22 protein-coding genes are annotated in these 22799 nt (G+C 72.4%); 8 read left to right on the top strand and 14 right to left on the bottom strand.

Annotation, left to right across the window (positions count from 1 at the left end):
• Positions 1-56 precede the first annotated feature (56 nt).
• The 3 genes from AC507J_RS15375 (at position 57) to AC507J_RS15385 (ending at position 2723) form a co-directional block, all read left to right on the top strand.
• Entirely contained in the window at positions 57-596 is a 540-nt protein-coding gene (locus AC507J_RS15375) for a SigE family RNA polymerase sigma factor (RefSeq protein ID WP_496289841.1), read from the top strand.
• On the top strand, positions 583-1791 hold the full coding sequence (locus AC507J_RS15380; protein WP_496289842.1) for a hypothetical protein: 1209 nt from the start codon (positions 583-585) through the stop codon (positions 1789-1791). Before AC507J_RS15375 ends, AC507J_RS15380 begins: the two co-directional genes overlap by 14 nt.
• Before the next feature lie 221 nt (positions 1792-2012).
• Entirely contained in the window at positions 2013-2723 is a 711-nt protein-coding gene (locus AC507J_RS15385; RefSeq protein WP_496289843.1) for a helix-turn-helix domain-containing protein, read from the top strand.
• A gap of 25 nt (positions 2724-2748) precedes the next feature.
• Here AC507J_RS15385 and ung read toward each other — a convergent pair whose 3' ends face one another.
• From ung to AC507J_RS15415, 6 genes are all read right to left on the bottom strand, one after another.
• On the bottom strand, positions 2749-3450 hold the full coding sequence (gene ung, locus AC507J_RS15390) for a uracil-DNA glycosylase (protein WP_496289844.1): 702 nt from the start codon (positions 3448-3450) through the stop codon (positions 2749-2751).
• Between the two features lie 58 nt (positions 3451-3508).
• A complete protein-coding gene (gene tsaE, locus AC507J_RS15395) occupies positions 3509-3988 on the bottom strand; it encodes a tRNA (adenosine(37)-N6)-threonylcarbamoyltransferase complex ATPase subunit type 1 TsaE (RefSeq protein ID WP_496289845.1) in 480 nt (159 codons plus the stop codon).
• The gene (locus AC507J_RS15400) at positions 3985-5097 is read right to left on the bottom strand and encodes an alpha/beta fold hydrolase (protein WP_496289846.1); all 1113 of its coding nucleotides are present in this window, start codon (positions 5095-5097) and stop codon (positions 3985-3987) included. Before AC507J_RS15400 ends, tsaE begins: the two co-directional genes overlap by 4 nt.
• Positions 5084-6196 carry an alanine racemase gene (gene alr / locus AC507J_RS15405; RefSeq protein WP_496289847.1) on the bottom strand — a complete coding sequence of 371 codons (1113 nt, stop codon included), beginning with the start codon at positions 6194-6196 and terminating at the stop codon, positions 5084-5086. The genes AC507J_RS15400 and alr overlap by 14 nt, the downstream gene beginning before the upstream one ends.
• 71 nt (positions 6197-6267) lie before the next feature.
• Positions 6268-7737, bottom strand: a complete 1470-nt coding sequence (locus AC507J_RS15410; protein WP_496289848.1) for an NAD(P)H-hydrate dehydratase — start codon at positions 7735-7737, stop codon at positions 6268-6270.
• Between the two features lie 39 nt (positions 7738-7776).
• Entirely contained in the window at positions 7777-8145 is a 369-nt protein-coding gene (locus AC507J_RS15415) for a holo-ACP synthase (RefSeq protein ID WP_496289849.1), read from the bottom strand.
• A gap of 172 nt (positions 8146-8317) precedes the next feature.
• On the opposite strand from AC507J_RS15415, the gene AC507J_RS15420 reads away from it, so the two are divergent.
• Positions 8318-8617 (top strand): hypothetical protein, encoded by a 300-nt coding sequence (locus tag AC507J_RS15420; protein ID WP_496289850.1) that lies wholly within the window; start codon positions 8318-8320, stop codon positions 8615-8617.
• The gene (locus tag AC507J_RS15425) at positions 8614-10212 is read left to right on the top strand and encodes an alpha/beta hydrolase (RefSeq protein WP_496289851.1); all 1599 of its coding nucleotides are present in this window, start codon (positions 8614-8616) and stop codon (positions 10210-10212) included. Before AC507J_RS15420 ends, AC507J_RS15425 begins: the two co-directional genes overlap by 4 nt.
• A 35-nt stretch (positions 10213-10247) precedes the next feature.
• Here the strand turns inward: AC507J_RS15425 and glmS are convergent, their stop codons facing one another.
• Positions 10248-12161, bottom strand: a complete 1914-nt coding sequence (glmS, locus tag AC507J_RS15430) for a glutamine--fructose-6-phosphate transaminase (isomerizing) (protein WP_496289852.1) — start codon at positions 12159-12161, stop codon at positions 10248-10250.
• Positions 12162-12318: 157 nt separating this feature from the next.
• Here glmS and AC507J_RS15435 point away from each other — a divergent pair, with 157 nt between their 5' ends.
• The gene (locus AC507J_RS15435) at positions 12319-13512 is read left to right on the top strand and encodes a pyridoxal phosphate-dependent aminotransferase (RefSeq protein ID WP_496289853.1); all 1194 of its coding nucleotides are present in this window, start codon (positions 12319-12321) and stop codon (positions 13510-13512) included.
• Between the two features lie 94 nt (positions 13513-13606).
• Here AC507J_RS15435 and AC507J_RS15440 read toward each other — a convergent pair whose 3' ends face one another.
• Positions 13607-14227 (bottom strand): helix-turn-helix transcriptional regulator, encoded by a 621-nt coding sequence (locus AC507J_RS15440; RefSeq protein WP_496289854.1) that lies wholly within the window; start codon positions 14225-14227, stop codon positions 13607-13609.
• A 186-nt stretch (positions 14228-14413) separates the two neighbouring features.
• On the opposite strand from AC507J_RS15440, the gene AC507J_RS15445 reads away from it, so the two are divergent.
• Both AC507J_RS15445 and AC507J_RS15450 read left to right on the top strand, forming a co-directional pair.
• Complete coding sequence (locus AC507J_RS15445) at positions 14414-15160, top strand: ABC transporter ATP-binding protein (protein WP_496289855.1); 747 nt, start codon at positions 14414-14416, stop codon at positions 15158-15160.
• Between the two features lie 30 nt (positions 15161-15190).
• Positions 15191-18025 (top strand): FtsX-like permease family protein, encoded by a 2835-nt coding sequence (locus AC507J_RS15450; protein ID WP_496289856.1) that lies wholly within the window; start codon positions 15191-15193, stop codon positions 18023-18025.
• A 123-nt stretch (positions 18026-18148) separates the two neighbouring features.
• On the opposite strand, the gene glmM is transcribed toward AC507J_RS15450, so the two are convergent.
• The 6 genes from glmM to AC507J_RS15480 form a co-directional block, all read right to left on the bottom strand.
• Entirely contained in the window at positions 18149-19504 is a 1356-nt protein-coding gene (glmM, locus tag AC507J_RS15455) for a phosphoglucosamine mutase (RefSeq protein WP_496289857.1), read from the bottom strand.
• Positions 19505-19621: 117 nt separating this feature from the next.
• Positions 19622-20086 carry a 30S ribosomal protein S9 gene (gene rpsI, locus AC507J_RS15460; RefSeq protein ID WP_341717606.1) on the bottom strand — a complete coding sequence of 155 codons (465 nt, stop codon included), beginning with the start codon at positions 20084-20086 and terminating at the stop codon, positions 19622-19624.
• Positions 20087-20106: 20 nt separating this feature from the next.
• A complete protein-coding gene (rplM, locus tag AC507J_RS15465; protein ID WP_496289858.1) occupies positions 20107-20550 on the bottom strand; it encodes a 50S ribosomal protein L13 in 444 nt (147 codons plus the stop codon).
• A gap of 207 nt (positions 20551-20757) precedes the next feature.
• The gene (locus AC507J_RS15470) at positions 20758-22125 is read right to left on the bottom strand and encodes a NarK family nitrate/nitrite MFS transporter (protein WP_496289859.1); all 1368 of its coding nucleotides are present in this window, start codon (positions 22123-22125) and stop codon (positions 20758-20760) included.
• 106 nt (positions 22126-22231) lie between these two features.
• Positions 22232-22537: a type II toxin-antitoxin system PemK/MazF family toxin gene (locus tag AC507J_RS15475; RefSeq protein ID WP_496289860.1), complete on the bottom strand. Its 306-nt coding sequence runs from the start codon at positions 22535-22537 to the stop codon at positions 22232-22234.
• Entirely contained in the window at positions 22515-22772 is a 258-nt protein-coding gene (locus AC507J_RS15480) for a DUF6364 family protein (RefSeq protein WP_341717610.1), read from the bottom strand. Before AC507J_RS15480 ends, AC507J_RS15475 begins: the two co-directional genes overlap by 23 nt.
• Positions 22773-22799 lie beyond the last annotated feature (27 nt).

Below are 22799 nucleotides of genomic sequence, written 5' to 3' on the forward strand. Positions count from 1 at the left end.
GCAACCCCTGGTCTCGTTGCCACCGTTCCACCTCCGCCTGAAGGAGGAGGCCAGATTTGAAGGCCGCAGACGAGCAAGCGTTCCGGGAATTCGTGACGGCCCAGATGGGGTCGTTACGCAAGCTGGCGTACGTGACCTGCGGGGACTGGCACGCGGCGGAGGACGCCGTCGCCAACTCGCTGATCAAGCTCTACCCGCGCTGGCGCAAGCTGGACCGGCCGGACCTGTACGTCAAGACCATGGTGTACCGGGCCGCCGTCGACGAGACCCGCAAGCCCTGGCGCCGGGGACGGGAGCGGTCCGCCGGTGACGCCGTTCCGGACGTCCCGATGGGTGACCCGAACGGCGTGACCGACGAGCGGCTGCGGATCAGGGCGGCGTTGGCCGCCGTGCCCGCCCGCCAGCGTGCCGCCGTGATCCTCCGGCACTACCTGGGGCTGAGCCTGGAGGACACGGCCCAGGTCATGGGCTGCAACGTCGGGACAGCAAAGAGCCAGACCTCGCGCGGGCTCGCCAAGCTCCGTGCGCTGCTCGCGACAGACCGGATCAGTCTCAATGGAGATCGAGTTGAGGAGTGGGAAAGTGCAGTTGCATGAGGTCGTGGACGCGGTGACGGAGGACGAGCCACCACTGGCGCTCAGCGCCGACGAGATCATCGCGGCCGGCCGCCGGGCCGAACGTCGCCGCCGGGCCGGCTTCGCCTCCGCCGGTGCGGCCGGGCTGGTCGTGGTCGCGGTGGCCGGCGCGTTCGCGCTGACGTCGGCCACGTCGGGAGCGTCGACCACCCTGGCCACGCCGGACCAGTCGACCACGATCGTCGCCGGTGCCGGCCAGAGCACCGACGCCTCGTGGCCGGACGCCCCGGCGTTCAGCTTCACCTTCGCCGCGTTCGAGGCCGGCAAGTTCCGGGTGCACGACCCGATCGTGGCCTCCACCGCCTACCAGATCGCGCCGGTGTACCAGATCGGCAAGACCAGCAGGTACGGGTCGGTCACCCCGGAGGAAGAGAAGGAGATGGAGAAGGAGCGGGAACAGGCCCGCAAGGGACGCCCCGGCAGAGACCGCACCCCGGAGGCCGACGGAGCGCACTTCGCGTACCTGACGCTCTACCGGCCGGGTGCGTTCGACCCGTCGGGGATCACCGACGGCACGCCGCTGACGGTGGCCGGGCACCGGGCGGTCCAGTCGACCATCGACCCGCCGGGCCGGCAGCTGGCCTGGGAGTACGCCGACGACGCGTGGGCCGTCGTCACCGCCTTCGCCACCGGCCCCGACCCCTCCATCGAGGACCTGTCGGCGCTGGTCACCGCGCTCAAGCCCAGCCCGGTGACGCCGGCCAGGCTGCCCTTCCGGGTGGGCTACGTGCCCGCCGGCTACACCCCGATCGAGATCGGCTCGGGTGCCCTGCCCGGTCTGAACGGCATCGCCGCAGCCGACGACGGCGACCACGGCGGCGCGACCTTCGCCAACCCGGCCCCGGCGGCCACCGGACTGACCCAGCCGTACGGCGGTGCCGACGGCGAACCGGTCCCGGGCAGCTTCAGCATCTTCGTCACGCCCAGCACGAACTCCAACCAGCAGGCCGAGGCCGGCGGGACGCGGTGCTACCCGCATGCCAGCACGCCGTTCTGCAACGTCTGGAACGCGGCGGGCACCGTGCAGGTGCAGGTGCAGAACACCGGGGAGCTTTCTGCCGCGGAGATGACCAGGATCGCGGAGTCCGTCAAGGTGACCGACGTCGACGACGAGAGCAGCTGGATCCCGGCGACCGAGGCGCTCGCCGCCCGGTAACCCCCGCTACCAACGGCCAAGCCGACCGGAGCGATTGGTACAGGTGCCGTGATTTCACAGTGAAATATTTATTTCGCTGTGAAATCACGGCACTAGAGAGATCGGCAGCAGGGCGTCAGTCCTGTTGCCGGTCTCTTTTTTCTCTCACTGGCTGCGGCTCCGGACTGACGTGAATCCGTCTCTGTGGACACGCGCGATGCGGTGTGGGCCACCATCCGGGGATGACCGGAGGCCGTCTCGCGGAACAGATCGCCGCCGCTCTTCGCCGGGAGCGGGGCAACCAGCAACTGACCCAGCGCGCCTTGGCCGAGTTGGCCGGCGTAGGCCAGAGCACCCTGGCGAACCTTGAAAAGGGAAAACGCCTGCCCAGTATCGAGTTGGTGGAGCGGGTTTTCGAGGCGCTGGAGCGGCAGCTCACGGTGACGGTCGAGCCACTCGACGCACACCTCGATGACCGGTTGGCTGAGATGGCCGCACGGCCGCTGGCCGACCGGATCGAGGACCTGCCGCTGGACCGGATGCAGCGCGCGCTCGGCGAGTTGCGGTATCTGCTCACCGGCAGCACCGCAGCGGTTCTCCAGGGCGCGCCGGTACCCGCCGACGGGGTCGAGATCGCTGTCCGCTGGCGGGACTCCGCCGCCTTCACCGCGTGGCTGATTTCCGCCTACGCGCAACGCTGGAACGAGCGGTGGAGCGAGTGGGGCGGCCTGCACGTGGAGCCGGAGGAGCCCGGCGCGCACCGGTGGTTGACCCGGTACGGCGAGCTGCGAGCAAGCATGTGCGACGAGCTGCCCGATTCGATCGAGATCCGGCACGGTGAGCGGAGCTACCAGGTGGTGCCGCTGGTGCAGGTCGAGCTGACCGAGCCGCGCGCGGCCGAACTGCTCCGCCGTTACCGCAGTCGCGCGGCCGGCCCGCCCGCAACGCCCTGACCACGCCACAGGCCAGGCCGACCGCTCAGCCGGCCGTGCGCTCCCAGTCGATGGTGGGCAGGCCGGCATCGGCGAGGGCCTTGTTGGCCGCGCTGAACGGCCGGCTGCCCAGGAAGCCACGCGGATTCATCGGGCTCGGGTGACCCGCCTCCAGCACCACGTGCCGTGGGTTGGTGACCAGCGCCGCCTTCTTGCGCGCGTAGCCACCCCAGAGCAGGAACACCACACGCGTCCCCAGGGCGTCGAGCGCCCGGATGGTGGCGTCGGTGAACTCCTCCCAGCCCCGGTTGGCGTGCGAGCCCGGGGTGCCCTGCCGCACGGTCAGCACCGAGTTGAGCAGCAGCACACCCTGCGCCGCCCAGCCGTCGAGATTGCCGCTGCGCGGCTTCGGCACGCCCAGGTCCTCGCCCAGCTCCTTGAAGACGTTGCGCAGCGACGGCGGCACCGACACCCCCTCGCGCACGCTGAAGCTGAGGCCGTGCGCCTGGCCGGCGCGGTGGTAGGGGTCCTGGCCCAGGATCAGCACCCGGCAGTCCACGGGCGCGAAGTGCCGATAGGCCGAGAAGAGGTCCTCGACCGGCGGGAAGACCGTGCCGGTGGCGTATTCCCGGGCGACGAACTCGCCGAGCGCGGCCGTGCGGGCCGGATCGAGGTGCGGGGCGAGCGCCGCCCGCCACTCCTCCGGCAGCAGTGCCGGCAGGTCCAGGGTGGCAACATCGTCGGGCATCGGCGGCCTTTCCGGTCGGATCGTCTGCGGGCACTGTAGGCAGTGGGTACGACAGCGCTCAGCCCAGGGCCGCCAGGCGTCGTGCCCAGTCGCCGCCGACCGGCTCCAGTTCCGCCACCCGGGTGTCGTCTTCCCGCCGGTCGAGCCGGATCCGCAGGTGCGCCTCGGCCAGCTGCTCGACCAGCCCTTCACCCCACTCGACCACCGTCACCGACTCGTCGACCGAGGCGTCCAGATCGAGGTCGTCGATCTCGGCCCGGGGGTCGCCCGCGTCGCCGAGCCGGTACGCGTCGGCGTGCACCAGCGGCACCCCCCGCCCGGCCGCCGGGTCGGGCCGGTGCACCCGGGCGATCACGAAGGTCGGCGAGGTGACGTCACCGAGCACCCCCAGCCCGGCACCCACCCCCTGGGTCAACGCGGTCTTGCCGGCGCCCAGCGGGCCGGTGAGCAGCACCAGGTCGCCGGGGCCCAGCAGGCTGGCAAGCCGCCGACCGAAGGCGTGCGTGTCGGCGGCGGTCGGCAACTCGACCCGGATCACCGCCGTGCCCCCTCACAGGTGTCGAGGAAGCCGATCAGTGCGGCGTTTACCTCGTCGGCGTGCTCAAGCATCACCACGTGCCCACTATCGTGGATCTTGACGAACTCGGCGTGCGGCAGGCGCCGGACGATCTCCTCCGAGTGGGTCATCGGTGTGATCATGTCCTTGTCACCGACGATCACCAGCACCGGCGTCCCCTCCAGCGCGGCCAGCGCCGGGAACCGGGAGTGCGTGGCCAGGGTGCGCAGGTAGCGGGTCACCGTGTCGGCGGAGGTACGCGAGTTCATCGCCTCCACGTAGGAGACCAGCGCCGGGCTCGGCCGGGGGGTGCCGAAGCCGTACCTGCGGGTGAGCAGCCAGGCCACGTTGCTGGTCGAGCGGCGGGCCCGGTCGATCACCGGGCCGCCGTACCGGGTGACGCTGCCGGCCACGTGCAGCACCGGGCCACCCACCCGGCCGAGCAGGGCCGGCGCGACCAGCTTCGTCTCCGCCATCAGCCCGCCCGAGGTGGCCATCAGCACGGTGCCCACCACCCGGTCGCCGAACATCTCCGGATACAGCTCGGCAAGCGCCATGATGGTCATGCCGCCCATCGAGTGACCGACCAGCACCAGCGGACCCTCCGGCGCCACCTCGTCGATCACCCGACGCAGCGTGTGCCCGAGCGCCACCAGGTCGTACTCGCCGCTCTCCAGCCGCCCCGAGCGGCCGTGCCCAGGCTGGTCGTACGCGACGATCCGGTGCTCGCCCCGCTCGGCGAGCAGCTTGCGCTGGAAGTGGAAGGTGCCCATGTCCAGGCAGAAGCCGTGCACCAGCAGCACCGTCGGGTTGCCCGCGACCGGCCGGGTCGGCTCGACCACCTCGACGTGGATGTCGGTGCCGTCGGGCATCTCCAGTTCGTACGCCGCGTCGTACCGCTGCGCACCGAAGACCTCGTCGGCGTACGGGTCGGTGGGGTCGGCCTTCAGCCGGCGGACCAGGGCACGTTCGGTGGCGACCCCGGCGGCGGTGACCGCGGCGGCCACCCCGAGCGCGGCGCCGACCAGACCGGCCGCCTTCCCGGCAGCGGTACGCGGCCGGGGGATCAGCTGTCGACTACTCACCGTCATAGACCCGCGGTACCCGGCTGCTGCCGAACCGGGTGACGATCTCGTAGTTGATCGTGTCGACCGCCTCGGCCCAGTCGTCGGCGGTGGGTCCGCCGTCGGCGCCGTCGCCGAAGAGGGTGACCACGTCACCGGCGGCCACCGGATCGTCGCCGCAGTCGAGGACGAACTGGTCCATGCAGACCCGCCCGGAGATGATCCGCCGACGGCCGCCGAGCTGCACCGGCCCGGCGTTCGAGGCGTGTCGCGGCACTCCGTCGGCGTAGCCGAGCGGCACCACGGCCAGGTTCGCCTCGCCCTCGGTGGTGTACGTGTGGCCGTACGAGACGCCGGAGCCAGCCGACACGCGCTTGGTCAGCATCACCCGGGCGCGGGCGGTCATCGCCGGACGCAACCCGTAGGTCTCCCCGGCCACCGGGGAGAGGCCGTAGACGGCCAACCCCGGCCGGACCAGGTCGAAGTGGGTGTCGGGCCGGGTCAGCGTGGCGGCCGAGTTGGCCAGGTGCCGGTAGCGCGGGCGTAGCCCGGCCCGCTCGACCATCGCCAGGCCCTCGTGGAAGACGGCCAACTGCCGGTCGGTGGTCGGGTGACCGGGCATGTCCGCGTACACGAAGTGGCTCCACACCCCGACCACCTCGACCAGGCCGTCGGCCTGTGCCTTGGCGGCGGCGTCGAGCAGGGCCGGCCAGTCGGTGACCGTCGCGCCGCCCCGGGCCAGCCCAGTGTCGATCTTCAGGTGCAGCCGGGCCGGGCGGCCCGCCCGGCGACTCGCCTCGATCATCTCGTCGAGCTGCGGCAGGCTCGCCACTCCCAGGTCCACGTCGGCCGCGACGCCGGCGTGCAGCGGCAGCCCGGGCACGAGCAGCCAGGCCAGCACCGGCGCGTCGATGCCGGCGGCGCGCAGGGTCAGCGCCTCGTCCAGGGTGCAGACGCCCAGCCAGGCCGCCCCGGCGTCGAGCGCGGCCCGGGCCGCCGGGACCATGCCGTGCCCGTAGCCGTCGGCCTTCACCACCGCCATCAGCTCGGCGGTGGTGCCGGCGCAGAGCCGGCTGACGTTCTCCCGGATCGCGTCAAGATCCACGCGTACCTCGGCCTGCCACATGCCCCCACCCTACTTTCCGCGCTGATCACCCCAGGCCAACCCCGCCCAGACCGGGTGGGGCGGGCGGGGGGTCAGGGCAGCCGGGCCAGCACGGGACGCAGCGCGGCGGCCACGTCCGGGGCGGTGACCGGACCGCCCCGGGCCGCCTCCCGACCGGCCAGCCCGTGCAGGTACGCCGCCGCGGCGGCGGCCCGCTCCGCCGGCAGCCCGGCGGCGAGCAGCGAACCGAGCAGTCCGGCCAGTACGTCGCCGGTTCCCCCGGTCGCCAGTGCCGGAGTGCCGGTCGGGTTGACGTACGCCCGGCCGTCCGGCGTGCCGATCACCGTGCGGTCCCCCTTGAGCAGCACCACGGCGTTCATCCAGGCGGCCAGCCGCAGCGTGGCGGCGACCCGGTCGCCGCCGGGCTCCTCGCCACAGAGCCGGGTGAACTCCCGATCATGCGGGGTGACCACGATGGGTGCGTCGCGCCGCCGCAACTGGTCCGCGAGCGAGCCGTCCACCAGCAGGGTCAACGCGTCGGCGTCCAGCACCACCGGCACCGGCGCGGCGAGCACCGCCCGCAGCTCGGCGGCGGCCTGCTCGTCGGTGCCCAGCCCCGAGCCGCAGACCCAGGCCTGCACCCGGCCCGCGTCGACCACCCGGCCGGACGCGATCACCGACGGGTGTCGGCGCAGCACCTCGTCCCGGGCACTGCCGGCGTAGCGGACCAGGCCGGTCGGCCCGGCCAACGCGCCACCGACAGAGAGCACCGCCGCGCCCGGGTACGTCGCCGAGCCGGTGGCCAACCCGACCACGCCCCGGGTGTACTTCTCCGCGGCCGGACCGAGCCGGGGCCACCAGTCGACCACGTCCGACAACTCCACCACCCGCAGCGCCGGGCTGCCCCGCAGCCAGGGCGTCAGCCCGATGTCCACCAGTTCCACCTGCCCGGCCAGCGCGGCAGCGGGTCCGACCGCCAGGGCCGGCTTCAGCGCGCCGAAGGCCACCGTGACGTCGGCCCGTACGGCGTTGGGCCGGCCGGACGCGGTAAGCGGCACCGCACCGGTGTCCACCGCCACCCCGCTGGGCACGTCCACCGCGACCACCGTCGCCCGGGCACCATCGCGCCCCCGGTGCCGCACCAGGCTCGCCGCCAGTTGCTCGGCGGTCTCCCGCAGCCCACCCTGGCCGCCGATGCCCACGATCCCGTCGAGCACCAGGTCGACCGTTGCCGGCGGGCGGTCCACCACCCGGCCACCGGCGGCCCGCAGCGCGGCCAGCCCCTCGGCGTGGGCGCGGTCCGGGCGCAACAGCAACGCCGACACGGCCGCCCCGCGCCGGGCCAGGCGGGCACCGGCGTACAACGCGTCGCCACCGTTGTCACCGGAGCCCACGAGCAGCAGCACCGGCGCGGCGTACACCCCACCCCGCTCGGCCAGCAGCAGCGCGCAGCGGCGGGCCAACCCGGCGGCGGCGCGCTGCATCAGCGTGCCGGGCGGAAGCGTGGCCATCAGCGCCTGCTCCGCCGTCCGCACGTCCGCCACCCGCCAGACCGGCCTCATTCCCGACCTCGTTCCCCGCGCCCCGGGCGCGTCCGACGCTCAGCCCTCCGCCACAACCATGGCGGAGGCGATCCCACCGTCGTGCGACAGCGAGAGATGCCAACGACTGATGCCGCGTTCGGTGGCCGCCGCCGCGACCGTGCCCGAGACAGCCAGCCAGGGCCGCCCGTCCGCGTCCGGCACGACCTCGCAGTCGTGCCAGCGCAGCCCGGTCGGCGCACCGAGGGCCTTGGCCACCGCCTCCTTCGCGGCGAAGCGGGCCGCCATCGACTCGGGCGACCGGGGCGCGCCGGCTGCGGTGTACCGCTCGGCCGCGGTGAACAGCCGGTCGACAAGTGGCGGCGTGCGGTCCAGCGCCCGGGCGAACCGGTCGACCAGCACCACGTCGATACCGACAGCGACGATCACCCGGCCCACCCTACCGGCGCGGAGGCCGCAAGATAGCCGCCCGCCGCGTCCCGGGCAACGCCTGTGGACAGACCGGGGGTACGCCCGCCGCCCGTTGTCCACAGGGCACGTCCCCGGCACCCGGCGCGACCTAGCGTCGTCGGCGCAGGTGTCAGGGGTACGGGGAGGGCGGATGACCGAGCAGGAGTTGACCGTGCAGCCGGAGCTGCTGCACCGGATCGGGCGGTCGCTCGGGGACACCGGCCATCGGCTGGCGCACGGGCTGGTGGCCGGCGTGCCGGGGCTGACCGCGCCGGCACCGGGCTGGTCGGCAGCGGCGGCGCTGGCCGTCCTGGAGGAGGCGGTGCAGGGCTGGTCCGCCCGGCTCGGCGGCCGGATCGTGGACACCGGTGCCGCGCTGCGCGCCGCCGCCGGGGCGTACGAGTCGGTGGACGCGCGGGCCGCCACCCGGTTGTCTGAGCTGTTCCGGTGAGCGACCCTGCACCTGTCGGCTACGCGCAGCTCAGCTCGGTCGATCCGGCGGCCTGGCGAGCCACCGGCACCGCCTGGGCGAGCCTGGCCGGGCCGGCCGAGCGGCGGGCCGACGAGCTGGTCGACAGCGCGACGGCGCTGCGCTCGGGTTGGTCGGGCCGGGCCGCCGGCTCAGCCGGGTCCCGGCTCACCGGCCTGCGCGCCGAGCTGGTCACGCTCGTGCCGGCCGTGATCGAGGTCGACCAGGTCCTCGCTGAGTTCGCCGCGCGGCTGGCGGCCGCCCGGGCCCGGCTGGCCGCGGCGGTGGCGCTTGCCGACACCGCCGGGGTGCTGATCGACAGGTGGGGACGGGCCCGCCCCGACCCGAGCCGGGTGCGAGCCGACCTTGCCGGCCCCACGGTGATCCCGGTCTCCGCCGCCGTGCACGGCGCGCTCGCGCTGGCCACCGCCGCCGATCGGGAGGCCGCCGAGCGCCTCGGGCAGCTGGCGGCGGACGCCGGCTCCGGCTGGGTCGCCGCGCCCGGACCGCACCGGCCCGCGCCGGGCAGCGACCCCGCGCTGGTCAACCGCTGGTGGGCCGGGCTCACCCCGGCCCAACGGCGCTGGCTGGTGGGGCACGAACCGGAGCTGGTCGCCGGTCTGGACGGGGTACCGGCCGCCGCTCGTGACCAGGCCAACCGGCTGCTGCTCGGGGTCCGGCGGGAGGAGTTGCTAGCCCAGTGGGACCGGCTGCTGGCCCGGGTGCCGCGCGGGCCGGTCGAGCTGTCCGGGCTGCGCCGCGTCGATGCCGCCCTGGCCGGCCTGGACGCGCTCGCCGCCCGGCTGGCCTCGGATCAGCCACCCCGCGCCTACCTGCTCGGGCTGGACACCGGCGGCGAAGGGCGGACGGTGGTGGCGCTCGGCAACCCGGACCGGGCCGCCGGTGTACTTACCTACGTACCGGGGATGACCGCCGGGCTCGACGACGCCACCGACGAGCTGGGGCGCGCGGCCCGGGTGCTGTCCCGCTGCGCCGAGCTGGCGCCGGGCGAGGAGACCTCGGCGGTGCTCTGGCTGGACTACGACGCCCCGGATTTCCTCCACGAGGCGGCCCGGGACGGGCAGGCCCGCGCGGCGGGCGACGCGCTGCACCGGTTCCAGGAGGGGCTGCGGGCCACCCACGACGATCCGCCGGCCCGGCAGACCGTGCTGGGGCACAGCTACGGCTCACTGGTGGTGGGCACCGCCGCCCGCGACCACGGGCTCGCCGCGGACGCGCTGGTCTTCGTCGGCTCGCCCGGGGTCGGCGTGGCACACGCCGCCGAGCTGAATGTCCCGCCGGGGCAGGTGTGGGCCAGCACCGCGCCGGACGACGTGATCCGGCTGACCCGCCCACCCGACGACCTGGCCCGGCAGGCGGTGCTCGGTGCCTCTCCGGTAAACACGATCGCGGACCTGCTGGCCGGGCCGGGCGACGAACGCTGGTTCGGGCGCGACCCGGCCGAGGCGAGCTTCGGCGGTCGGACCTTCCCCAGCGGACGGTACGGCCACACCGGCTACTGGCATCCGGCCAATCCGGCGCTCGACGGCATGGCGCGGGTGGTGCTGGGCCAGTGAGCCGGGGCGATCGGTGCGACCGCCCCGGCCGGTCACTACTCGACGGTGACGGACTTGGCGAGGTTGCGCGGCTGGTCGACGTCGTGTCCCCGGGCGGCGGCGATCTCGGCCGCGAAGACCTGCAACGGCACGGTGGTCACCAGCGGCGCCAGCAACGTCGGCGTACGCGGCACGTAGATCAGGTGGTCGGCGTACCGGACGACGGACTGGTCGCCCTCCTCGGCGATCACGATGGTCCGGGCACCGCGGGCGCGTACCTCCTGGATGTTGGAGACGACCTTGTCGTGCAGCAGGCCGCGGCCGACCGGCGAGGGCACCACGCAGATCACCGGGGTGCCCTGGTCGATGAGCGAGATCGGGCCGTGCTTCAGCTCGCCCGCAGCGAAGCCCTCGGCGTGCATGTACGCCAGTTCCTTGAGCTTGAGGGCACCTTCCAGCGCCACCGGGTAGCCGACGTGCCGGCCGATGAAGAGCACGGTCGGCTCGGCGCGCAACTCGCGGGCCAGCTCGCGGACCGGTTCGATCCGCCCGAGCAGCTCCCGCAGCTTCTCCGGCACCTGGTGCAGCTGTTCCACCACGGCCGCCACCTCGTCGGCGTACTTGACGCCCCGCACCTGCGCGAGGTGCAGGCCGATCAGGTAGCAGGCGACGATCTGGGTGAGGAACGCCTTGGTGGAGGCGACGGCGATCTCCGGCCCGCCGTGGGTGTAGAGCACGGCGTCGGACTCCCGGGGGATGGTGGAGCCGTTGGTGTTGCAGATGGCCAGCACCCGGGCCTTCTGCTCCTTGGCGTGCCGCAGCGCCATAAGCGTGTCCATGGTCTCGCCGGACTGCGAGATCACCACGATCAGGGTGGACCGGTCGAGCACCGGGTCGCGGTAGCGGAACTCGCTGGCCAGCTCCACCTCGCAGGGGACCCGGGTCCAGTGCTCGATGGCGTACTTGGCCACCATCCCGGCGTGGTACGAGGTGCCGCAGGCGACGATGAAGACCTTGTCGACGTCGCGCAGATCCTGGTCGCTGAGCCGGACCTCGTCGAGCATGATCTCGCCGGCCTCGGTCAGCCGGCCGAGCAGGGTGTCGGCGACGGCCGCCGGCTGCTCGGCGATCTCCTTGAGCATGAACCAGTCGTAGCCGCCCTTCTCCGCCGCCGAGGAGTCCCAGTCGATGTGGAAGTCCTTGCCGCTGGCGGGCTGGCCGGCGAAGTCGGTGATCTCGATGCTCTCCGGGGTGATCAGGACGATCTGGTCCTGGCCCAGCTCGACCGCCTCGCGGGTGTACTCGATGAACGCGGCGACGTCACTGGCCAGGTAGTTCTCCCCGTTGCCACGGCCGACCACAAGCGGCGAATTGCGTCGCGCGCCGACCACCGCGCCGGGCACCGCAGCGTCCACCGCGAGCAGCGTGAACGCGCCCTCCAGCCGCTGACAGACCACTCGCATGGCGGCGGCGAGCAGCTGCGGCCCGTCCGGCTGACCGGCCGCCCGCAGCTCGGCCAGCGCCTTGGCGATCAGGTGCGCGGCGCACTCGGTGTCGGTGTCGCTGGCGAACTGGACGCCTTCCTCCTCCAGCTCGGTGCGGAGCTTGGCGAAGTTCTCGATGATGCCGTTGTGGATCACCGCGACCCGGCCGTCGGGCGACAGGTGCGGGTGGGCGTTGCGGTCGGTGGGTCCGCCGTGGGTGGCCCACCGGGTGTGGCCGATGCCGGTGGTGCCGTCACCGATGCCGATCGGGCTGGCGGCACAACCGGCCGGGTCCTCGGCGGCGCGCTCGGAGAGCAGCTTCTCCAAATTGGCGAGCTTGCCGGCCTTCTTCTCGCTCAGCAGTTCCCCGTCGCAGACGACGGCGACGCCCGCCGAGTCGTAGCCGCGGTACTCCAGCCGGCGCAGCCCGTCCAGCACGATGCCGAGCGCCGGTCGACCACCGGCGTACCCCACGATTCCACACATGGGTGGCAGCCTAACCAGTTTCGCTCAATATATCTGCGCGAAAGACGGGTAAATAATCACTCAATCTGAGCGATCGGGCGTCGCTCGGTGATGCACGCCACAAAGCACCCAGCTTGGTCCGGGTACGACGACGGCTCGCACCCGTACCCTGACGGGCGTGACGAGCACCGATGTCGACCCGCTGGTGAGCCGGATGCGCCCGTTCGGCACGACGATCTTCGCCGAGATGTCCGCCCTCGCCGTCCGCACCGGTGCGGTGAACCTCGGCCAGGGCTTTCCGGACACCGACGGCCCGCCGGAGATGCTCGCCGCCGCAGCCGAGGCGCTGCGCACCGGCCGCAACCAGTACCCACCCGGCCCCGGCATCCCCGAGCTGCGGGCGGCCGTGGCAGCCCACCAGCGCCGGTTCTGGGGACTTGAGTACGACCCGGACGGCGAGGTGGTGATCACCGCCGGGGCCACCGAGGCGATCGCCGCGGCGATCCTCGCCCTCTGCGAACCGGGTGACGAGGTGGTCTGCTTCGAGCCGTACTACGACTCGTACGCCGCCTCGATAGCACTGGCCGGCGCGGTGCGGCGACCGGTCACGCTGCGCCCCGACCTCGACGGACGGTACGCCTTCGATCCGGCGGCGCTGCGCACCGCGTTCGGCCCGCGTACCCGGCTGGTGCTGCTGAACTCACCGCACAACCCGACGGGGAAGGTGTTCACCCCGGCCGAGCTGTCGCTGATCGCCGAGCTGTGCCAGGAACACGGGGCGTACGCGGTCACCGACGAGGTGTACGAGCACCTGGTCTTCGCCGACGCCGCCGCCGGGCACGTGCCGCTGGCGACGCTGCCCGGCATGCGTGAGCGCACCCTGCGCATCTCCTCGGCCGGCAAGACCTTCTCCTGCACCGGCTGGAAGGTCGGCTGGGCGAGCGGCCCGGCCGTCCTGGTCTCGGCGCTGCTGCGGGTGAAGCAGTTCCTCACCTTCGTCAACGCCGGGCCCCTGCAACCGGCGGTCGCGGTGGCGCTGGCCCTGCCCGACGCGTACTTCACCGAGTTCGAAGCGGGTCAGCGGGCCCGCCGGGACCAACTCGTCGGCGGGCTGACCGACGCCGGTTTCGACGTGCTCACGCCGGAGGGGACCTACTTCGTCACCGCCGACATCACCGCTCTCGGCGGCTCCGACGGCGTCGAGTTCTGCCGGGCGCTGCCCGAGCGGTGCGGTGTGGTGGCCGTACCCACCCAGGTCTTCTACGACGACCCGGAGGCCGGCCGGCGGCTGGTCCGGTTCGCCTTCTGCAAACGCCCGGAGGTGCTCACCGAGGCGGTGTCCCGGCTGCGGGATGCCAGCTGGGAGCGCTGACCCAGCCGTACGCCCTCCGCCGCCACCGTCCGGCACGACCCGCCGACCCGCCGACCGGCCCGGTGTTCGCCGGGCCGGCGCGGGCCGGGCGAGTTCAGCCAGCGGCGCGGGCCGGACCGGACGCGGCAGACGACGCGGGCCGGACCGGGCCGCTGGCTTTCGGCACCTCGGCAACGAGGCCCGCGAGCGCAGCGCCGCCCTCGGCCAGCAACACCGACTCGGCGTCGTCGACGAAGGCGAGGTCCGCCTCGACGTGCCGACTCGCGGCGGTGAGCAGCAGCATCACCACCGGATCCGCCGCGCCGCGACGCAGCCCGTCCAGGTTGCGCAGCTCACGCATGAGGTGTCCGCGCTGATTACTGAGCACGGTTCGTACCGTCTCCGGCGAGCCGGACCGGGCCGCGGCGGTGACCTTCAGGAAGAAGTCGTCGCGGAAGCCGCCGCTGCGCGGGCTCGGCTCGGCGAGCCAACGGGCCAACTCGGCCCGGCCTTCGGCAGTGATCTCGTAGACCACCCGGTCCGGCTTGACCGGTTGGGCGTGCCGCTCGGCGACCACCAGCCGGTCCCGGGACAGCCGGTCCAGGATCTGGTAGAGGTGCCCGATGTTGAGCGGCCCCCACTGCGGCCCGACCGCCGCCTCGAACGAGCCCTTCAACTCGTAGCCGTAGCTCGGGCCACCGGCCAACAGGGCCAGGACCGCATGCTGGATCGCCACCGTCTTCTCCCCCTTCCCCCCTCTTGCATTGTAACAATGTATGGAGCACTGTATAAAGAGCACACGGGGAGACGCGACCCAGCCGCGCGTCGTGCTGGCCATCCGGTGCGGACGGTGGGGGTGCCCAGCCTCCACCTCCGCGGTCACACACCCCTTCACCGCACCGACACCGGCTCAGGAGTGGCTATGGACCCGGGCACCGGCAGCACCATCCGCATCAGCGGGCTGGTCCGCCAGTTCCACACCGGCACCGAGCGGCTGACCGCCGTCGACGACGTCTCGCTGGAGGTGACCGCCGGATCGGTGCTGGCGCTTACCGGTCCCAGCGGCTCCGGCAAGTCCACCCTGCTGCATCTGATCGGCGCGATCGAACAGGCCGACCGGGGCACCGTGACGGTGGACGACATCGAGATCACCTCTCTCGGCCGGAAGGCCCTGTCCCGCTACCGGCAGCAGGTCGGCTTCGTCTTCCAGCGCTATCATCTGCTGCCGGCGCTTACCGTGCTGGACAACGTGATCGCACCGGTGCTGCCCAGACGGGGCCGCGGCAACCGCGAGGCGCGCGCCCGGGAGCTGCTCGACGCGGTCGGCCTCACCGGGCGGGAGCGGGCGCTGCCGGCACAACTCTCCGGCGGTCAGCAGCAGCGGGTCGCCATCGCCCGAGCGCTGATGGGCGAGCCACGGCTGCTGCTCGCCGACGAGCCGACCGGCAACCTGGACTCGACCACCGGCACCCAGATCCTCGACCTGTTGCTCGACCTGCGTAACGCGCATGGGATGACGATCCTGCTCGCCACCCACGAACGGGCCATCGCCGCCCGCTGCGACCGGCTGATCCGCCTCGCCGACGGCCGGATCGTGGAGGACATCGACCTCACCGTCGGTGAGGACCCGGCGCAGACCTTCGATCGAGCCTCCCGGCTCCGGCTGTAGTCCAGCAGCAACCAACGGGAAGGGCCGGACATGGCCGGTTTCATCTGGCGCCAGCTACGCGGCCGGGCCGGACGCTCGGTGGCCCTGCTGCTCGGCGTGCTCGTCGCGACCACCAGCTTCATCGTGCTCACCGGCACCACGACCGCGTCCCGGCTTCAGGTGCTCGGAACGGTGGAACGCGACACCGCAGCCGCGTACGACATCCTGGTCCGGCCGAAGGGCAGTCGGACCGCGCTTGAGGTCGAGCGCGGATTGGTCCAGCCGAACTACCTCTCCGGGCTGTTCGGTGGCATCACCATGGAGCAGTACCGGCAGGCCGCCGCCGTCGACGGCGTGCACGTCGCGGCACCGATCGCCATGTTGGGCTACTCGACCCGGCTGGTGCCGGTGCAACTGGACCTGACCGCAGCGGTGGACCGGGACGCCGACCAGCAGGTCATCCAAGTCGACGCGACCTTCTTCGCGGAACGTGGACTGTCCCGCTCGGCGGCCCGACCGCAGCACGTCTACCTGACCCGCAACGAAGTGGCATATCCGGACTACGAAGCGGACTCCGGCACCGGGCCGGTGCCGCACACAAACGGGAAGAGCTACCGGGAGGGACGGTGCGAGGGGGGCACCGACAGCGGGAATCCCCTGGAGATCCACCCGGACGGCCGGGCCGAGCCGATCTGCGCCCCGCCCGAGGCGCCCACCGCGGTCGACGACGTCTACTCCGACCTGGAGTGGGGCCGGTTCCGGTCGGTCCGGCTGCTGCCGGACGGCCGGTTCGAGAGCTTCGAGACCGTCATCGAGCAGCAGCGCCCGACGCGCAAGCGGGTGGTGCACGACCGCCTCCTGCTCACCGTCCACTGGTACGCGCCGTACCTGATCGCGGCCATCGACCCGCCGGCCGAGAATCGTCTGGTCGGGCTGGACACCGCGCTGGTCGGCGGCCGGGCGCTCCGCGCCGACGACCAGCCGGTGGACCTGCCCGGCCTGCTGAACCGGCAGATCCCAGTGCTGGTGACCACCCGACCGTACGTGGACGCCAGCATCTCCGCCGACCTGTTCCGGCTGCGCCCCGAGCGGGTGGCCGGCCTCTCGTCTCCGGCGGTGGCCGAGGCGTTGGCGACCACCGATCGGCTCGCCGCCGGATCCACCCGGCAGGACCTCGACCCCGTCCAGCGCACCCGGCTGACGGCGGACCTCGAAAACCCGGACGGCTGCTGCTACGGCGAACTGTCGCCGCTGGTGCAGGCGGGCCCGCCCAGCTACGACGAACGCTCCGACGGCGCGCTGCGGGTCCGCCCGACCGACCCCGACCCCGGCGTGTACGCCCTGCCGCAACACATCGCCTTCCGGCCGTGGCTCAGCGCGGACACCTCCTTCCGCCCCCTGCGCCAACTGGAAACCCGTCCGGTTCCCGGGGCGCGCATACCCGGCTGGCAGCCGGTCGGCATCTTCGACCCGGAGCGGCTGACCCGCTTCACCGACCTGACCCGGGTGCCGTTGGAGACGTACGAGCCGCCCCGGGCCGAGGCTGCCGACGACCGCAGCCGCGCCGTCCTGCGCGGCGAGCCACTGCTGCCCAGCGGCAACCCCGGTGGTTACCTCAACAGCCCGCCCCTGCTGCTCACCAACCTTGCCTCGCTGCCGAAGCTGCTGGAACACGCCGCCCGTCCACAGCGGGAGGCCCCGATCAGCGCCATCCGGGTACGCGTCACCGACGTCGACGGTTACAGCGCGCGGTCGGCGGAACGGGTCCGCCTGGTCGCCGAACGCATCGCCGCGGCCACCGGGCTCGACGTGGACATCACCCTCGGCTCGTCGCCGCAACCGCAGCGCGTCGACCTGCCGGCCGGCTCGTTCGGCCGGCCGGAGCTGCGGCTGACCGAGAACTGGTCCGCCCTCGGCGTGGCCTCCGTCATCGTGCGGGCCGTTGACCGCAAGAGCGTACTGCTCTTCCTGCTCGTCCTGGTGGTGTGCGCGCTCTTTCTCGGCAACGCGGTCGCGGCCGCGGTCCGGGACCGCACGTCGGAACTGGCCGTGCTCGCCTGTCTCGGCTGGTCGGCACGACGGATCAGCCTGCTCATCCTCGGCGAGGTGGCCGCGCTCGGCCTGGCCGCCGGGCTGCTCTCGGTCGCCGTCGCGGCACCGGTCTCCGCCGCGCTCGGCATCGACATCGGCTGGCGGCGGGCCGGTTACGCCATCCCGATCGCCCTGCTGCTGGCGTTGTTCGCGGGGCTGATTCCCGCGCTGCGGGCCAGCCGCGCGCATCCGGCCGCCGCCCTGCGACCGGCGGTCACGCCCGCCCGCCGAGCCAACCGGCCGCGTACGGTATTCCGGCTGGCGCTCGGCAATCTCGCCCGCACCCCTGGGCGCACCCTGCTCGGTGCCGGCGCCCTGGCGATCGGGGTGGCCGCGCTGACCCTGCTCGGCACCGTCACGTACGCCTTCCAGGGTGCGGTCGTCGGCACGCTGCTGGGAGATGCGATTTCGATCAGCGTACGCGGCCCGGACGTCGCCGCCGCGGTCGCGACCGTGCTGCTCGGCACCGTGGCCGTGGCCGACGTGCTGTACCTCGGCGTCCGCGAACGGGCGACCGAGTTGGCCACCCTGCACGCGAGCGGATGGCAGGACCGGGACCTGGACCGGCTGGTCGGCTACGAGGGCCTCGCGCTCGGCGTGCTCGGTGCTGGCAGCGGGGCCCTGCTTGGTCTGCTCGGCACGGTGGCCCTGACCGGCGCGCTTCCGGGCGGCCTGCTGGTGGTGGCTCTCGCCACGGCCACCGCCGGGACCGTTGTCACGTGTCTGGCGGCGCTGCTGCCGGCGGCACTCCTGCTCCGCCGGCTTCCGGTGGCGCGGCTACTTGCCGAAGAGTAACGGACCGAGCCGCCCGGCCGAGACCGAGCAGCGGTCGGCCGGAGCTGCGAGGTCAGGCCGGCCGGGCTGCGATGTTAAAAGGGGGCCCTTCCTATACACGAGGCGTTAAGAAGGGGCCCTTCCTTACACCTCAGGGCTGGCGGTGCGAACCTGGTCGGCGATGCGTTCGGCGACCTCCTGGGCGATCGCCTGGGTGGCGGCCTCGACCATCACCCGGACCAGTGGCTCGGTGCCCGAGGGACGCAGCAGCACCCGACCGGTCTCGCCCAACTCGGCCTCGGCCCGCTCGACCTCGGCGCGAACGGCGGGTGCGGTGGCGCCGACCGTGCGGTCGCCGACCGGCACGTTGATCAGCACCTGCGGCAGCTTGGTCACCACCGCGGCGAGATCCGCCAGGGTACGACCGGTGGCCGCCATCCGAGCCATCAGGTGCAGCCCGGTAAGCACCCCGTCGCCGGTGGTGGCGTACGCCGGCATCACGATGTGCCCGCTCTGCTCGCCACCCAACGACAGCCCGGAGGCGCGCAGCTCCTCCAGCACGTACCGGTCGCCGACCTTGGTCTCGACCAGCCGGATGCCCTCGGCGGACATGGCCAGGCGCAGGCCGAGGTTGCTCATCACGGTGGCCACCAGGGTGTCACCGGTGAGCGTGCCGGCCTCCCGCATGGCCAGCGCCAGGATCGCCATCAACTGGTCGCCGTCGACCTCCTCGCCGTCGGCGGTCACCGCGACGCAGCGGTCGGCGTCGCCGTCGTGCGCGATGCCCAGGTCCGCGCCGTGCTCCACCACGGCCTGGCAGAGGGCGGCGATGTGGTTCGAGCCGCACCCGTCGTTGATGTTGAGGCCGTCCGGCTCAGCATTGATCGCGATCACCTCGGCGCCGGCCTCCCGGTACGCCGCCGGAGCCACCTCGGCGGCGGCGCCGTTGGCGCAGTCGACCACCACCTTGATCCCGTCAAGCCGGTGCGGCAGCGTCCCGACGAGGTGCTGTATGTAGTGGTTGGCGCCGTCGAGCAGGTCATGCACCCGGCCCACTCCCGCGCCGACCGGTCGCTCCCAGGCGGTGGTGGCGTTGGCCTCGATGGCCGCCTCGATCCGCATCTCGATCTCGTCGGGCAGCTTGTGTCCACCCGCGGCGAAGAGCTTGATCCCGTTGTCGGGCATCGGGTTGTGCGAGGCCGACAGCATCACCCCCAGGTCCGCCTTGGCCTCGGCGGTGAGGAACGCCACCGCCGGGGTGGGCAGCACCTCGACCCGGATGACCGTCGCGCCGGCGCTTGTCAGTCCGGCCACCACCGCCGCCTCCAGCATCTCGCCGCTGGCCCGGGTGTCCCGGCCGACCACGGCCAGCGGGGCATGGCTGCGGTCCGACTCGGCGAGGGTGTGTGCCGCCGCGACGGCCACCGCGAGCGCCAACTCCGGGGTGAGATCCGCGTTCGCCCGCCCGCGTACGCCGTCCGTGCCGAACAACCGGCCCATACCCGCCAACCTCCGATGAACTGCCGATGGGAGAGAGAAACGGCCGGCCCACCTCTGCCCCTGGTCGAGGGGGAGGCGGACCGGCCGTTCGTCAGAAGTACAAGATGCGGCTGGAGATCAGCGCTTGGAGTACTGGGGAGCCTTACGGGCCTTCTTGAGGCCGTACTTCTTGCTCTCCTTGACCCGGGCGTCGCGGGTGAGGAAGCCGGCCTTCTTCAGCGCCGGGCGGTCGTCCGGCTCGCTGACGATCAGCGCCCGGGCGATGGCAAGCCGCAGCGCACCGGCCTGGCCGGTGGTGCCGCCGCCACGCAGGTTGGCGATGACGTCGAACGACTCGGCCTTCTCGGCGGTGACCAGCGGGTCCTTGATCAGCTGCTGGTGCACCTTGCTCGGGAAGTAGGCCTCCAGGTCCCGGCCGTTGCAGGTGATCTTGCCGGAGCCCGGCACGATGCGGACCCGGACGATGGCTTCCTTGCGCCGGCCCACGGTCTGGATCGGGCGGTCACCACGAGGCGCGCGGGCGACGGGCGCCGGCGCCTCGGTGGCCTCGGGGGCAACCTCGGTGGCGGTGATGTCGGTCATGCTGATTCCTTCGCCCGCGCTCACTGCGCGATCTGCTTGATCTCGAACGGCAACGGCTGCTGCGCGCCGTGCGGGTGCTCGGCACCGGCGTAGACCTTCAGCTTCTTGATCAGCTTACGGCCGAGCTTGTTGTGCGGGAGCATCCCCTTGACCGCCAGCTCGATGGCCCGCTCGGGGCGCTTGGACAGCAGCTCCTCGTAGCCGACCTGCTTCAGGCCACCCGGGTAACCGGAGTGCCGGTAAGCGATCTTCTGCTGGCGCTTGTTGCCGGTCAGCGCAACCTTGCCCGCGTTCACGATGACGACGAAGTCGCCCGTGTCGACGTGCGGCGCGAAAGTCGGCTTGTGCTTGCCCCGCAGCAGCGTGGCGGCGTGGGTGGCCAGGCGGCCCAGCACGACATCAGAGGCGTCGATGACGTGCCACTGACGCTCGATCTCACCCGGCTTCGGGCTGTACGTACGCACAGGTCTACCTTGTCTCGTCGTCGGTCTGGGGTCGCGCGCCGAGGTGACCAGAAATTCCCGGCCGGACCAGCGCGCACGAACGACCAAGCGTACCTCAGGCGGCACGCCCACAGATGTCGTACAACAGCAGGCAACGATACCCGCAGCCCCACCGGCCGGTCAAAACGGGGTCCGACCGGCGTGGCCGCGGGTACCGGATGAGCCGGGTCACACCCCGGCCCGCGCCATCCGGGTGCCCCGACGCAGGTACGCCGCCCAGGTGACCACGATCAGGAGCAGGAAGAAGCCGACGTAGAAGCGGAGCGCCGGTTCGATGCCGCCGTAGCTCGACTTCGCCCAGGCGTAGCAGATCGGAACGAGAAAGCCGCCGAAAGCCCCGACCGAGGAGATCACTCCCAGCGCGCCCGCGGCCTGCCGGCGCATCGCCAGCATCACCTCCGGCGAGCCACCGAGGTCCTCCCCCTTGACCTGGAAGATCCGGCTGATCATCCGGTAGGTGGAACCGTTTCCGACCCCGGTGGCCACGAAGAGCAGCAGGAAGGCCACGAAGAACAGGCCCATGCTGCGCCGCTCGACGGACCAGAGCGCGGCCAGGGCGCCGACCGCCATCAGCACGAAGCTGGCCACCGTCACCCGGGCACCGCCGATGCGATCGGAGAGCCGGCCGCCGAACGGCCGACAGAGCGAGCCCACTCCCGCGCCGAGGAACGCCCAGGCCAGCGCGACGTCCGGCCGACCGAAGACCGAGTTGAGCAGGGTCGGAAAGGCCGCCGAGTAGCCGATGAACGAGCCGAAGGTGCCGATGTAGAGCAGCGACATGATCCAGGTGTCCCGGTGCCGCAGCGACGACCAGACCGGTCCCACGTCGGCCTTCGCCTCGGCCAGGTTGTCCATGAACAGGTACGCGCAGACCGCGGCGATCACCGCGAGCGGGATGTACATCAGGCCCGCCCGGGCCAGCGCGAGCCCACCGCCGAGCACGATCACCTGGGGCACCAGGAACTGCACCACGGCCACGCCGATGTTGCCGCCGGCGGCGTTCAGGCCGAGCGCCCAGCCCTTCTCCCGCTCCGGATAGAAGAAGGAGATGTTCGCCATGCTTGAGGCGAAGTTGCCACCACCGAAGCCGGCCGTGGCGGCGATCAGCACCAGCGGCAGGAAGCCGATCTCCGGATGCTCGACCGCCCAGGCCAGGCCCGCGCAGGGCACGATCAGCAGCAGCGCGGAGATGACCGTCCAGTTCCGGCCGCCGAAGATCGGCACGGCGAAGGTGTACGGCAACCGCAGCAGCGCGCCGACCCCGCTCGGTATGGCGGTCAGCCAGAGCGCCTGGCTGGTGGTCAGCTGCCAGCCGGCGTCACCGAGCCGGACGACGACGATGCTCCACAGCAACCACACCGAGAACCCGATGTGCTCCGCGAAGATCGACCAGATGAGGTTGCGCCGGGCGACCCGACTGCCCACTGTCCGCCAGAAGCCGGGATCCTCCGGTGCCCAGTACCCGATCCAACGGCCGCGCCGCTGGTCCAGGTCGATCTCTTCGATTGCCGCTGGTCGCGCGCTCGTGGTGGTCATGCCGAGAAGCTAGGAAGCGACAGTTACCGCAGCATTCGCCGTTCGGGTCGGGGCTGCAACGGGGATCGCACCAACGACACGCGGTGGCGGTGAGAAAACCGGACGCTCAGAGCTGCTGGAGGATGCGCAACGCCCGGTCCACCCGCCGCATGGTCTCGGCGTCGGCCACGTCCACGCACTCGGTGAACCACTTCTTCATCGGTGACGAGATGCGGTCGGGCATCACCACCCAGCCGCCCATCGGCACCGCCAGGGGCGAGTCACGCAGCAACGCCGCCTCGACCACCTCGGCGACGATCACGATGGGCACCGCGGTCGAGTTGTAGACATCGGAGCTGATCACCAGCCCGAGCCGCTCCCGGGCCCCCTCGATGCGCCAGACCTCGCTCCTACGCAGCACGCGGGCGACCACCGAAGAGCACGTCGTCGACCATGCCCACCTCCCGGGCATCGGCCAGCGCCGCGGCCTCCAGGTCCAGCCCGGCCCGACTCACCGCGGCGGCGTGCGCGGCGAAGACCTCGCGTAGCGCCTTCTCCCGGGCCGCCTGGTCCATCCAGGCGGAGAGCGACAGCCCTTCGCGCTTGGCGAAGCGCCGGGCCTCCGCGATCGTCTCGTCGGAGAACGACAGGGTCACCTTGGCTGTCATGCCGGACAGATTACCCCTGGGTATGAC

The sequence above is a fragment of the Micromonospora sp. PRAS1 genome, assembly GCF_059553435.1.